Origin of the sequence: Rahnella perminowiae (assembly GCF_019049695.1) — a bacterium.
Taxonomy (GTDB): Bacteria; Pseudomonadota; Gammaproteobacteria; order Enterobacterales; family Enterobacteriaceae; genus Rahnella; species Rahnella perminowiae.
Genome location: NZ_JAFMOT010000157.1, coordinates 23,244 through 34,943, shown reverse-complemented (window position 1 = coordinate 34,943; position 11,700 = coordinate 23,244). Strand labels below are relative to the sequence as shown.

Genomic DNA, 11,700 nt, shown 5'->3' with positions numbered 1-11,700 from the left:
TTTTAAACAGGGGAAATATTATGTCGCTCAAACTGGTCGCCGTAACCGCCTGTATCAGTGGCGTGGCGCATACTTATATGGCGGCAGAAAAGCTGGAAAAACTGTGCCTGCAGGAAAAATGGCCGGTGAAAGTCGAAACGCAAGGTGCACTGGGCATCGAAAATGCCCTGTCACAAACCGACATTGCTCAGGCCGATGTTGTCCTGTTAATCACTGAAATTCAGCTGGAAAACAGCGACCGGTTTGCACATAACCGATGCGTCCAGACCGGAATTCACACCTTTTTACGTACGCCGGAGAAAGTGATGGCAGCGGTAAAGAAACTCGCCTCCTCGCCTCAGGGAACGAAAATTATTCTACCCTGATGGTGACGATGCCCTGTTTTCCAACTGACTACGGTATTGCCGCCGGTATGCCGACGCAGAGCGCCCGGTATTTTTCCTGAACCGGGGCATGGCTCAGCAACCCTTTTACCCCTGCGTGACTCAGCTAACAGGCCAAAGAAGACCCCCATAAAAAAGAGGCACCGGAGTGCCCCAAACGTTTCAGCAACACCACAACGTAAATCTAGTCAGCGTTCACTCAGATTTTCTCAGCACGCAGACGCTTGGCCGCTTTCACCATGTTTTCCAGCGACTCACGGGTTTCCGGCCAGCCACGGGTTTTCAGGCCGCAGTCCGGATTGACCCACAGGCGTTCGGCCGGAATACGGTCTGCGGCTTTACGCAGCAGATCTTCAATCCATTCAACGCTTGGTACGTTTGGCGAATGAATGTCGTAAACACCCGGACCGATTTCATTCGGGTATTCGAAATCTTTAAACGACTCCAGTAAATCCATATCGGAGCGTGAGGTTTCGATTGTGATCACATCGGCATCCAGCGCGGCAATGGAATCCATGATGTCGTTGAACTCGCAATAACACATGTGGGTGTGGATCTGCGTGTCATCTCTGGCAATCGCGGCATTCAGTTTGAACGCATCCACCGCCCAGCGCAGGTAGGCATTCCATTCAGACTGGCGCAATGGCAGGCCTTCACGCAGTGCCGGTTCGTCAATCTGGATGATGCCGATACCGGCCTTTTCCAGATCTTCCACTTCGTCGCGCAATGCCAGCGCGATTTGTTTGGCGATAGTTTCGCGGCTGACATCTTCACGCGGGAATGACCAGCAGAGAATGGTAATCGGGCCGGTCAGCATGCCTTTCACCGGTTTTTCGGTCAGAGACTGTGCGTACTTCGCCCACTCAACGGTGATCGCTTCCGGACGGCTGACGTCGCCGATAATGACCGGTGGTTTCACACAACGTGAGCCGTAGCTCTGTACCCAGCCGTTTTGCGTGAACACAAAACCATCCAGGTGTTCGCCGAAGTATTCCACCATGTCATTACGTTCCGCTTCGCCGTGAACCAGTACGTCGATATCCAGACGCTCCTGTTCTTTGATGGCTTGCCGGATGTGCTCACTGATACCGGTACGATATTTGCTCTTATCAAGACGACCTTGTTTAAAGTCCAGGCGCAGACCACGGATTTCAGTGGTTTGCGGGAATGAACCGATGGTCGTCGTCGGCCATGCCGGCAGGTTGAAACGGGCACGCTGTGCTTTGGCACGTTCGGTATAAACGTGCTGACGTTCAATATCCGTAGCCGTGATTGCAGCCACACGTCTCCCCACAGCAGCGTTATTTACGCGGGCTGATTCGCGACGGGCACGGATTGGCGCACTGTATTCAGCCAGTTTCTGTTGTGCCTGCGCGGTGGGATTGTTCAGGGCAGATGTCAGCAATGCCAGTTCGGCACATTTTTGCAGGGCGAAGGCGAACCAGCTTTTCACTTCATCATCCAGACGGCTTTCAACGTTTAAGTCGATCGGGCTGTGCAGCAATGAACAGGAACTGCCAATCCAGACGTTACGGCCTTCAACCAGTGGCTTGAGACGTTCAAACCAGGTGCTGAGATCCGCCCGCCAGACGTTACGACCATTGATGACACCCAGAGAAATCAGCCACTCTTTTGGCAGCGCGTTGATGACGGTTTCCAGATCATCATGACCGGCAACGGCATCAATGTGCAGCCCCTGAACCGGCAGGGCCCGGAGGGTGTCGAGATTATGTCCGACGCTGTCGAAATAGGTGGTCAGCAGCAGTTTAATTTTATTCTGTTGCAGGGCGGTATAAGCCGGTTTGTAAGCATTTAGCCATTCCTGAGGCAGTTCCAGCACCAGAGCCGGTTCGTCAATCTGCACCCATTCGATGTCGCGTTTTGCCAGTTCAGCCAGCACCTGCTGATATACAGGCAGGATGTCGTTGAGCAGGGAAAGACGGTCAAACTGTTCGCCTTTCACTTTGCCGAGCCAGAGATAGGTCAGCGGGCCAAGCAGAACCGGTTTCACTTTGTGACCGAGCGCCAGCGCTTCATCCACTTCTTCCAGCAGTTGTGTCCAGGTCAGTTTGAATTTCTGACCTTTCACGAACTCCGGCACCATATAGTGGTAGTTGGTGTTAAACCATTTGGTCATTTCCGCTGCGGCAGCCGGTTTACCGGTCGGTGCACGGCCGCGGCCAAGACGGAATAAAGTGTCGAGGTCAACAGAGCCGTCGTCATTCTGGTGACGTGCAGGCACGTTACCCAGCAGCAGACTGGTGGTCAGTACGTGATCGTACCAGGCAAAATCGCCCACCGGGACCCAATCCACGCCGGCTTCAGCTTGTTGTTTCCAGTGACGGGCTCGCAATTCGCGACCGGTTGCCAGCAATTCTTCCTGCGTGGCATTACCCGCCCAGTAGCTTTCTTGTGCTTTTTTAAGTTCACGACGCAGACCAACGCGTGGAAAACCCAGAGTGTGATTCAGTATCGTCATCTTTTTAAGTCCTGTTTAGCCATCCAGATGTTTACACATCCATAATCCGCAGGTAGTGTATATTCCACAAGCGCAAATTATTCATGACAAAGTGAAGGACACTCATGATCGAACTGAAACACCTGCGAACGTTGCAAGCACTGCGCAACACCGGGTCACTGGCCGCAGCCGCCTCGCAGCTTCATCAGACCCAATCGGCCCTGTCGCACCAGTTCAGTGACCTTGAGCAACGCCTCGGTTTCAGATTGTTCGTGCGAAAAAGTCAGCCCCTGCGTTTTACCCCGCAGGGTGAAATCATGCTCAATCTGGCAGAACAGGTGCTGCCACAAATTCAGCAGGCATTGCAGGCATGCAATGAGCCACATCAGACTTCGCTGCGTATCGCGATTGAATGTCACAGCTGTATTCAGTGGTTAACGCCCGCACTGGATAATTTCCATCAGAACTGGCCACAAGTAGTAATGGATTTCAAATCCGGCGTGACATTCGACCCGCAGCCCGCACTGCAACAGGGCGAGCTGGACATCGTATTAACCTCCGACATCCTGCCGCGTAGCGGTTTGCACTATTCTCCGATGTTTGATTTTGAAGTGCGTCTGGTGCTGGCACCGGATCATCCGCTGGCAGGCAAAGCGGTCATCACGCCGGAAGATCTGAGCACTGAAACGCTGATGATTTATCCGGTGCAACGCCAGCGTCTGGATATCTGGCGACATTTCCTGCAACCGGCAGGTATCAGCCCGTCACTGAAAAGTGTCGATAACACATTGTTATTGATTCAGATGGTGTCGGCGAGGATGGGGATTGCAGCGTTACCGCACTGGGTAGTGGAGAGTTTTGAGCGCCAGGGTCTGGTTGTCACCAAAACCCTGGGCGAAGGCTTATGGAGCCGTCTGTACGCCGCCGTGCGTGACGGCGAACAGCGTCAGCCTGTGACGGAAGCGTTTATTCGTTCGGCCCGGCAGCACGCGTGCGATCATCTGCCGTTTGTTCGCGACGCGGCACGACCCAACGCCGGTGTACCCACAGTGAGGACATAATCACAGCGGCACCTGTGATAAAACTCGGCCAGTGCGGCTGCTGTTGCCAGATTGCCAGGTTAACCAGCAGCCCTGCCGGGACGTGAAAGTTGTTCATAATCCCAAGCGTTCCCGCATCAACCTGCGTTGCCCCGTAGTTCCACATAAAGTATCCCAGCCCGGAAGCCCCGATCCCCAGCCACACCAGAATCCCCCATTGCAGATGGGTGGTCGGCAGTTTTTGCGGATTCCCCCACAGGAACCACGCCACCACTGCGCAAAGCAACGCCCCCAGATAAAACCAGGAAAACGCCGTATGTTGCGGCACCGGACGGGTTTCCATCAGACGCTTGTACCCCACCTGCCCGATGGCAAAACAGATATTCGCCGCCTGCACCAGCAGCAAACCGATGATGAAATGTTCGCTGATATGGTCGTAACGGATAATCGCTGCACCGGCCACCGCCAGCAGTGCACTGAGCGCATAGCCCATGCGGATTTTCCGTCCGCTGATCAGGTCATAAATCAGCGTGACATACAGCGGCGTCATTACCGTAAACAACAGGAATTCCGGTACCGACAGATACAGGTAGGCCTCAAAACTGATGAGATACATGATACCGAGCTGCATCGCCCCCACCGCCATATACAGCAAAATGGTGGTGAGCTGATGGCCTTTCCAGCGCAGGAAAGGCAGAAAAACCAGCGCCGCCAGCCCTAAACGGACTAATACGGAAAACACGCTGTCGACCTGTCCGGCCAGATACACGCCAATCAGGCTGAAGGAAAAGGCCCACAAAATGGTGGTAATGATGAGTAAAGGCACGGCAGCTACGCCCTGTTTGTCAGAGAAAAAGTGAAAGATGCACGATTGTAACGGAATGGGGGAAACCGCGAAGTACGAAGATGGTTTACGTTTGTTTAATTATTGAGCAAACGAGAGCCGTGCCACGCTTTGAGGGAATCGTGCGCTCAAATCACACGTCTGCCGCCGGGATGGCATACACTTAACCTATGACCGGAAATGGAGGATGACCTGATGAAATGTTTGTATGGAATGCTTGCCGCGCTGCCATTGCTGTTTGCCGTTCAGACCGCCAGCGCCGCCGAAAAGGTGCCGAATCCTAACGATCCGCTGCTGACCAATCCGTCGCAACAACGCATGCAGCAGCAACAGCAAAACAATCAGCAGATGCAAAAACGCCAGCAGGAGCAGGATTTACGTAACAGCCAGCAGCAACAGCAACTCAAACTGAAGTCACAAATCCAAAGCAATCAGCAACGGTTGCAGATCCAGCAGAATAATCAGACGCTGAATCAGAAATTGAACCAGACGCCTTAACCCGCAGTTCAGGCGTGGTGAACACCACGCCTGATGCCGGATTTTAACACCAGGTTCTAGGCAAAATCGGGCCCGATCACATCAATCTTATCCGTACAGATACAGTCCACGCCCCAGCGCAGTAATTCGCGGGCGCGTTCCGGGCTATTCACCGTGTACACCAGAATACGCAACCCGGCGTCTTTAATCGCTCTGACGCGTTCTTCGTTCAGTAATTTATGGTTAAGATGCAGGGAAACGCACTCCAGTTCACCGGTCAGTGCTTTCCAGTTTTCGTACCATTCGTCGATCAGTAAGCCGCGAGGCAATTCCGGTGCGGCTTTTTTGGCAGCCACCAGCGCGTCGAATTCAAACGAGGAAAGCAGCGGCGGAACGGCCTGATCTTTCCACAATTCACGGGCAGCCAGCGCAATGTCAGTGCCGGTTTTCTCATCAGTTCCGGTGGTCGGTTTGATCTCGATATTTACCATCATGTGATGGTATGCGCAGCGTTCGGCTACCTGCGCCAGCAGCGGCAATTTCTCGCCTTTAAATGTGGCGCTGTACCAGTCACCCGCATCAAGCTGGGCCAGTTTTTCCCACGGCAAATCCCCCGCAACACCCCAGCCGTTGCTGGTACGTTGCAGCGTATCGTCATGCAGCAGGAAGATCTCTCCACCCTGCGCCAGTTTGGCGTCAAATTCGATCATGGTGTGACCGTATTTTGCGCCTGTGTCGATGGCTGCCAGCGTATTTTCCGGTGCCAGTGCGCCACCACCGCGGTGTGCCACAATACGTGGATAGGGCCAGGCTTTCATGTTCATTCCATCCGTAATCCGCTGTGAGTATCGAAAAAGTGTAACGCTTTCGCCGGGAAATCCAAGCGCAACAGCGATCCGGCTGTCGGGAACACTTCATGCGACAAACGGACAACAACGCCGCTGCCCGCCAGCTTGCCGTGCGCCAGATTATCCGCGCCCAGCAGTTCCAGCGTATTCAGCACCATCGGGATCCCCTTCTGAGTATCATCAGTCAGATGAATATGTTCAGGACGGATGCCCACCGTCAGTTCACGTCCGCCCCATTCAGGGCGCGGAACCGGCAGCGGCAATTCAAATCCGCCTTCCATTACCAGCGATAATCCATCCGTAGTCAGCTGGCCCGGTAATAAATTCATGGCTGGCGAACCGATAAAACTGGCGACAAACAGACTTGCCGGTCGGCGGTAAACTTCGGAGGGTGTACCGATTTGTTCGGCAATGCCTTTGTTCATCACGATCACACGCTCAGCCAGCGTCATGGCTTCGACCTGATCGTGCGTGACATACAAACTGGTGGTGCGCAGACGGCGGTGAAGCTGTTGCAGTTCGAGGCGCATCTGCACCCGCAGTTTGGCATCGAGGTTGGACAGCGGTTCGTCGAACAGGAATACCGCCGGTTCACGCACGATAGCGCGGCCCATCGCCACACGCTGACGCTGGCCACCGGAAAGCTCACGCGGTTTGCGTTTGAGCAGCGGGCCGAGTTCCAGGATACGCGCCGCCTCTTCGACGCGGTCGAGGATCTGCGCCTTGCCGAAGCCACGAATTTTCAGGCCATATGCCATGTTGTCGAACACGGTCATGTGCGGATACAGCGCGTAGTTCTGAAATACCATCGCGATGCCGCGGTCTTTCGGTTCCAGTTCGGTGACGCGCTGGTCGTTGATATAAATATCACCGGAGGTGGTGCGCTCCAGCCCGGCAACCATACGCAGCAGGGTGGATTTTCCGCAGCCGGAAGGACCGACCATCACGATGAATTCGCCGTCAGCGACGTCCAGGTCAATGCTCTGGATAATCTGGTTTTTGCCGTCGTAGGATTTGGTCACTGCCTGTAATTTCAAATTTGCCATTTCAGTTTACTTCTCACTGTCTACCAGGCCGCGCACAAACCAGCGCTGCATCAGGAGCACCACCGCCAGCGGTGGCAATAAGGTCAGGATCATGGCCGCCATCACCTGATTCCATTGGGTCGAGCCGTCGCCGGAAGAAATCATGCTTTTAATTCCCGCCACCGCCGTGCCCATCGAGGCATCATTGGTGATCAGGATCGGCCACAAATACTGGTTCCAGCCATAGATGAAGGTGATGACGAACAGCGCTGCAAGGTTGGTTTTTGACAGCGGCAAAACGATGTCCCAGAAGAAGCGCATCGCGCCAGCACCGTCGATACGCGCCGCTTCCAGCAGCTCATCCGGCAAGGTCATAAAGAACTGACGGAACAGGAAGGTCGCGGTCGCAGACGCCATCATCGGCAACGTCAGTCCGGTGTAGCTGTCGAGCATATGCAGATTGGCGATCACCTGCACGGTCGGGAAAATACGCACTTCCACCGGCAACATCAGCGTCATAAAAATCAGCCAGAAGAACAGATTACGCAGCGGAAAACGAAAATAGACAATCGCGTAGGCCGACAACATGGATACCGAAATCTTACCGATGGTGATCACCATCGCCATGATGAAGCTGTTGAACAGCATCCGCCCGAATGCCGGACTGCTGTTGCCCGCGCCCTGCGTCCAGATGATGCTGATGTTTTCCCATAAATGCGTGCCTGGGATCAGCGTCATCGGCACGTCAAAAATTTGTTTGTTATCCAGAGATGCCGCCACAAACGCGACATACAGCGGAAAGAGGATCACCAGCACGCCGAGCAGCAGCATGATGTGGCTGAAAATATCCAGCCCTCTGCGGTTTTCAATCATTGGTAACGCACCTTACGCTCGACAAAGCGGAACTGAATGAACGTCAGGCCGCAAACCAGCAACATCAGAATCACGGACTGCGCGGCAGAACTGGACAAGTCCAGACCGGAGAAACCTTCGCGATACACTTTGTAAATCAGGGTAGTTGTCGCCTGTACCGGGCCACCGGCCGTCGCGGCATCAATCACCGGGAAGGTATCAAAGAAGGCGTAGACCAGATTGACCACCAGCAGGAAGAAACTGACCGGCGAAATCAGCGGCAACACCAGATGGAAGAACCGGCGAACCGGACCCGCACCATCGATAGCCGCCGCCTCCACCAGAGATTTGGGGATCGACTGCAATGCCGCCAGGAAGAACAGGAAGTTGTAACTGATTTGCTTCCAGACCGATGCCAGCACCACCAGAAACATCGCCTGACCGCTGTTTTGCGCGTGGTTCCAGTTATAGCCCATCGAGCCTAAGAAATGGGTGATCAGACCGAGGCCGGGGCTGAACAGGAACATCCACAATACGGCTGCCACGGCAGGCGCAACGGCGTATGGCAGGATCATCAGCGTCTGATAAATCCGGCTGCCGCGTACAACGTGATCGACCAGCGCCGCGAAAAACAGCGAAACGGCCAGCCCGATAAACGCCACCATAAAGCTGAATTTCAACGTGGTATAAAACGAATCGAGATAGTACGGGTCCTGAAACAGCTGTATGAAGTTAGTCAGACCGGCAAACGTACTGGATAAGCCGAACGGATCCAGCGTCTGAACCGAATACCACAGCGCCTGACCTGCAGGCCACAGGAAAAATATCGCGGTGATCAGCAGCTGTGGCAATACCAGCGCGTAGGGCAGCCAGCTGCAACCAAAACCGGGACGGTGTGAACTCATGATGGTGTACTCGTTGATGCGATGGCGGGTTTAGCTCCTCCCCCTGCGAAGGGGAGGTTGGGAGGGGGTTTTGCAAACGACTGAGTTGTCTTTAATACCCCACCCCAACCCTCCCCTTCACTGGGGAGGGAGCAAAACTGGATTACTTAGTAGAAGCTTCGAAGCGACGGAGTAACAAATTCCCGCGCTGTACCGCAGTATCTAATGCTTCTTTGGCAGTTTTCTTACCACTCCATACGCTTTCCAGTTCTTCATCCACGATGGTGCGGATCTGAGGCATGTTGCCCAGACGCAGACCCTTGGTGAACGGCAATGGCGGCTTGTTCAGCATCTGGCGGGTAGCAACGTCAGAACCCGGGTTCTTGTCGTAGAAGCCCTCTTTTTTGGTCAGTTCATACGCGGCGGTGGTCACCGGCAGATAACCGGTTTTCTGATGCCATTCGGCAGCAATTTCAGGTGTGGTCAGGAATTGCAGGAATTCGGCAACGCCTTTGTAGGTATTTTTGTCTTTGCCGTTCATTACCCACAGGCTTGCACCACCGATGATGGCGTTTTGTGGGGCGCCTTTGATGTCTGCGTCGTAAGGCATCATGCCTACGCCGTAGCTGAATTTAGAATACTGACGGATGTCAGCCAGGGAACCGGAAGAGGCGGTGGTCATTGCGCAATCGCCGTTATAGAACTTGGCGGTGGATTCATCCTTACGACCAAAATAGGTGAAATCACCTTTTTTGTTCATGTCTTCCAGCATCTGAATATGTTTGATTTGCTCTGGTTTGTTGAATTCCAAAACAGCATCCGTGCCATCGAAGCCATTATTTTTGGTAGCGATCGGCAGACCATGCCAGGCGCTGAAGTTCTCGATTTGGATCCAACCCTGCCAGCCACTGGCGTAGCCACATTTCATGCCAGCTTCACGTAATTTCTCGGTGTACACCGCCATATCCTGCCAGGTTTTCGGCGGCTGATCCGGATTAAGACCGGCTTTCTTAAAAGCGTCTTTGTTGTAATACAGCACCGGCGTGGAGCTGTTGAAAGGCTGAGACAGCAGGCGGCCTTTGGAATCGGAGTAATAACCCGAAACAGTCGGCACAAACTGGGAAACGTCTTCTTTAATCCCTGCATCACTGAACACTTCGTAAACCGGTTTGATGGCTTTGCTGGCCATCATGGTCGCGGTGCCCACTTCGTAAACCTGCAGAATCGCAGGCGCATTACCGGTTCGGTACGCTGCAATCCCAGCCGCCAGGCTTTCGTCGTATTTGCCTTTATAGACAGGCACAATTTTGACATCAGGGTGCGTCTGGTTAAAACGGTCAGCCAGCGAGTTCACTTCTTTGCCTAACTCGCCATCCATAGAGTGCCAGAAAGGAATTTCTGTCACAGCAAAAGCATTGGCGCTGAAAGCCAGCGCCAGCGCGGTGCCAATGACCGTTTTTTTGAGGTTGATGAACATGCCTGTCTCCTGAATTCTGCTGGTGTAGAACAAGTGCAGAGAAATAATGGATATTAAGAAACGTTTTTATTCGGGAGCTAACATGACATGGAAAAATGACAGAAAAACATAAAATCAATGACAGTAATATGACAGCGATGTTAAATAAAGCTTTGTAGGGCATTGCTTAATTCATAATGAATTCGACTTGAACAGCCACTAAAATTATCATGCACTCAGAAAAATCTACTACCCACCTCATTTACAACCCCTTAAATAACATACAAATACTAGGTGTAATTAAGAGAAATGGAAGGTAAGAACATATGCCAGATAAAATATGGACGATAGAGGAATTTAAAAAGCAATCCAATCTGGGATTGTTTCACAGAAGGGCCAATGTTTATCTGGCTCATATTGATACGCTCTTACAACATTACAAAATCATTACGTTAGAAACGCCCGATTTAGAAGCCAATCTGCTGCTAATGATTTGTGATGCCTGTCAGAAATATTATCACCGTAAGCCTGCAAACCATCGCGCTGCGGCGGTCATGATACTTCATGATCAGGCCCTTAAACGCGCTAAGGCCCTCACTCTTCAACTCGTGACCGGCGATAGCTCAGGCCACGGACTTCGGGGTTGGGCAAAAGTCAGGGCGGCAGTAAAACCTTTTGTGGTGGGAGTAACGGGCAAAACACATCACCGTTTACATCAAGATTACTGGCAGGAAGCATTAATACCCGGCCATTTTCCTTTAGCAAGGGCCATTGCTTATAGTAAAGACCCGTTATAAATCTGGAAGACGTCCTCAAGCCCATTGAGTTTTTTGGACTGGCTGCGTGAATTTTATATTCCGGATATGTTTGATAATAAAAAGGGAGAAGAATTACTACGCAGACTGCAAATGGGCGTCACTTATTTAGACAGCGCACAGCGTGAAGATAAAAAAATTTATATCAACAATGGCATCATTTATAATTCACGCGGTGAACGGTTTCACACGGGTAATATGAGCACCAATATTGCTGGCGAGGGATGGGCCATATTTGTGATGGCGCCCAATAATAGCCTTTACGCTAACGATCATAGGGTGGATATTTTCCACCACTCGAGCTTCCTGAGCGGTGCGCCGGTACAGGCTGCCGGTGAAATAGCGGTAAATAATGGAATTTTGGTCGGGATTACGTGTAAAAGCGGCCATTACCGCCCGAATGCGGCCAGTTTTGTGCGCATTTTATTCTGGCTAAAGCAGCATGGCGCCCTGCTCCAGGGTGTTGCTGCCTGTCCGGTCATTAGCAATCATATTCAGGAATTTTTTGACGCGGAAGAAGTGCTGTTAAATGGCGGGAAAAAGGGAACGAAAAATATAAAACCGTGTAAAGTTTATCCATCCGACATGTAATGCCTGCCGGCAGGTACCGGGCACAAA

Annotated in this window: 12 protein-coding genes; 5 read left to right on the top strand and 7 right to left on the bottom strand. The window is 52.6% G+C overall.

The genetic code is table 11. The features are described 5' to 3' along the window. The first annotated feature begins 20 nt into the window (after positions 1–20). Positions 21–365, top strand: coding sequence for a PTS fructose-like transporter subunit IIB (locus tag J1781_RS04625; RefSeq protein ID WP_129955170.1), 345 nt, complete (start codon positions 21–23; stop codon positions 363–365). Between the two features lie 217 nt (positions 366–582). Here J1781_RS04625 and metE read toward each other — a convergent pair whose 3' ends face one another. Next, the gene (gene metE / locus J1781_RS04620) at positions 583–2,862 is read right to left on the bottom strand and encodes a 5-methyltetrahydropteroyltriglutamate--homocysteine S-methyltransferase (RefSeq protein WP_217233264.1); all 2,280 of its coding nucleotides are present in this window, start codon (positions 2,860–2,862) and stop codon (positions 583–585) included. Positions 2,863–2,966: 104 nt separating this feature from the next. Here metE and metR point away from each other — a divergent pair, with 104 nt between their 5' ends. After that, a complete protein-coding gene (gene metR / locus J1781_RS04615) occupies positions 2,967–3,902 on the top strand; it encodes an HTH-type transcriptional regulator MetR (RefSeq protein ID WP_129955172.1) in 936 nt (311 codons plus the stop codon). On the opposite strand, the gene J1781_RS04610 is transcribed toward metR, so the two are convergent. Next, the gene (locus J1781_RS04610; RefSeq protein WP_129955173.1) at positions 3,808–4,707 is read right to left on the bottom strand and encodes a carboxylate/amino acid/amine transporter; all 900 of its coding nucleotides are present in this window, start codon (positions 4,705–4,707) and stop codon (positions 3,808–3,810) included. The two genes, metR and J1781_RS04610, sit on opposite strands and share 95 nt — an antisense overlap. A 213-nt stretch (positions 4,708–4,920) precedes the next feature. On the opposite strand from J1781_RS04610, the gene J1781_RS04605 reads away from it, so the two are divergent. Continuing rightward, positions 4,921–5,223 carry a DUF2756 domain-containing protein gene (locus tag J1781_RS04605; RefSeq protein WP_015699075.1) on the top strand — a complete coding sequence of 101 codons (303 nt, stop codon included), beginning with the start codon at positions 4,921–4,923 and terminating at the stop codon, positions 5,221–5,223. A gap of 56 nt (positions 5,224–5,279) precedes the next feature. Here J1781_RS04605 and ugpQ read toward each other — a convergent pair whose 3' ends face one another. The 5 genes from ugpQ to ugpB all read right to left on the bottom strand — a co-directional run bounded on the left by ugpQ (position 5,280) and on the right by ugpB (position 10,288). Beyond that, a complete protein-coding gene (gene ugpQ, locus J1781_RS04600) occupies positions 5,280–6,020 on the bottom strand; it encodes a glycerophosphodiester phosphodiesterase (RefSeq protein ID WP_217233263.1) in 741 nt (246 codons plus the stop codon). A gap of 2 nt (positions 6,021–6,022) precedes the next feature. Continuing rightward, positions 6,023–7,096: a sn-glycerol-3-phosphate import ATP-binding protein UgpC gene (locus tag J1781_RS04595; protein ID WP_129992162.1), complete on the bottom strand. Its 1,074-nt coding sequence runs from the start codon at positions 7,094–7,096 to the stop codon at positions 6,023–6,025. A 6-nt stretch (positions 7,097–7,102) separates the two neighbouring features. Then, positions 7,103–7,948, bottom strand: coding sequence for a sn-glycerol-3-phosphate ABC transporter permease UgpE (ugpE, locus tag J1781_RS04590; RefSeq protein WP_129955176.1), 846 nt, complete (start codon positions 7,946–7,948; stop codon positions 7,103–7,105). After that, the gene (gene ugpA / locus J1781_RS04585) at positions 7,945–8,832 is read right to left on the bottom strand and encodes a sn-glycerol-3-phosphate ABC transporter permease UgpA (protein ID WP_129955177.1); all 888 of its coding nucleotides are present in this window, start codon (positions 8,830–8,832) and stop codon (positions 7,945–7,947) included. The genes ugpE and ugpA overlap by 4 nt, the downstream gene beginning before the upstream one ends. A 142-nt stretch (positions 8,833–8,974) precedes the next feature. Then, the gene (gene ugpB, locus J1781_RS04580; protein WP_129955178.1) at positions 8,975–10,288 is read right to left on the bottom strand and encodes a sn-glycerol-3-phosphate ABC transporter substrate-binding protein UgpB; all 1,314 of its coding nucleotides are present in this window, start codon (positions 10,286–10,288) and stop codon (positions 8,975–8,977) included. A 305-nt stretch (positions 10,289–10,593) separates the two neighbouring features. Here ugpB and J1781_RS04575 point away from each other — a divergent pair, with 305 nt between their 5' ends. Both J1781_RS04575 and J1781_RS04570 read left to right on the top strand, forming a co-directional pair. Then, positions 10,594–11,064 (top strand): hypothetical protein, encoded by a 471-nt coding sequence (locus tag J1781_RS04575; protein ID WP_217233262.1) that lies wholly within the window; start codon positions 10,594–10,596, stop codon positions 11,062–11,064. Positions 11,065–11,097: 33 nt separating this feature from the next. Then, positions 11,098–11,673: an IQM protein middle domain-containing protein gene (locus tag J1781_RS04570; protein ID WP_217233261.1), complete on the top strand. Its 576-nt coding sequence runs from the start codon at positions 11,098–11,100 to the stop codon at positions 11,671–11,673. Positions 11,674–11,700 lie beyond the last annotated feature (27 nt).

Coding starts and splice junctions, on each gene's coding strand:
- J1781_RS04625 (WP_129955170.1), top strand. CDS start 21: ATGTCGCTCAAACTGGTCGCCGTAACCGCCTGTATCAGTGGCGTGGCG.
- metE (WP_217233264.1), bottom strand. CDS start 2,862: ATGACGATACTGAATCACACTCTGGGTTTTCCACGCGTTGGTCTGCGT.
- metR (WP_129955172.1), top strand. CDS start 2,967: ATGATCGAACTGAAACACCTGCGAACGTTGCAAGCACTGCGCAACACC.
- J1781_RS04605 (WP_015699075.1), top strand. CDS start 4,921: ATGAAATGTTTGTATGGAATGCTTGCCGCGCTGCCATTGCTGTTTGCC.
- ugpQ (WP_217233263.1), bottom strand. CDS start 6,020: ATGAAAGCCTGGCCCTATCCACGTATTGTGGCACACCGCGGTGGTGGC.
- J1781_RS04595 (WP_129992162.1), bottom strand. CDS start 7,096: ATGGCAAATTTGAAATTACAGGCAGTGACCAAATCCTACGACGGCAAA.
- ugpE (WP_129955176.1), bottom strand. CDS start 7,948: ATGATTGAAAACCGCAGAGGGCTGGATATTTTCAGCCACATCATGCTG.
- ugpA (WP_129955177.1), bottom strand. CDS start 8,832: ATGAGTTCACACCGTCCCGGTTTTGGTTGCAGCTGGCTGCCCTACGCG.
- ugpB (WP_129955178.1), bottom strand. CDS start 10,288: ATGTTCATCAACCTCAAAAAAACGGTCATTGGCACCGCGCTGGCGCTG.
- J1781_RS04575 (WP_217233262.1), top strand. CDS start 10,594: ATGCCAGATAAAATATGGACGATAGAGGAATTTAAAAAGCAATCCAAT.